Below are 381 nucleotides of genomic sequence, written 5' to 3'. Positions count from 1 at the left end.
GTGGCGGGCGAGGTTTCGGACGAGGCGCGAAAACTCTCGCTCGGCGCGATGACCAATTTGATGTGCCGCGGCCGCAAGCGCGGGCTTGCCGGCATCATCGCCACGCAGCGGCTGGCGAAGCTTGCCAAGAACGTCGCGGCGGAAGCCTCCAACTTCCTGATGGGCCGCACCTTCCTCGACATCGACATGGCGCGCGCCGCCGATCTGCTCGGCATGGAGCGGCGGCAGGCGGAAGCCTTTCGCGACCTCGAGCGCGGCCAGTTCATGGCGCTGGGTCCCGCGCTGTCGCGCCGGCCGCTCGGCCTGCGCATCGGCCCGACCGATACAAAACCGCGCAACGGCACGCCGCGCCTGATGCCGCTGCCGGAGGCCGCGTTGGAG

The 381-nt window shown here is 70.3% G+C and carries 1 pseudogene; it reads left to right on the top strand.

The features are described 5' to 3' along the window. A pseudogene (locus EOA33_RS38700) lies at positions 1–381 on the top strand (ATP-binding protein); the annotation flags it as partial.

The sequence above is a fragment of the Mesorhizobium sp. M4A.F.Ca.ET.050.02.1.1 genome (genome assembly GCF_003997725.1).
Classification (GTDB): Bacteria; Pseudomonadota; Alphaproteobacteria; order Rhizobiales; family Rhizobiaceae; genus Mesorhizobium.
This window is presented reverse-complemented; position numbering and strand designations above follow the sequence as displayed.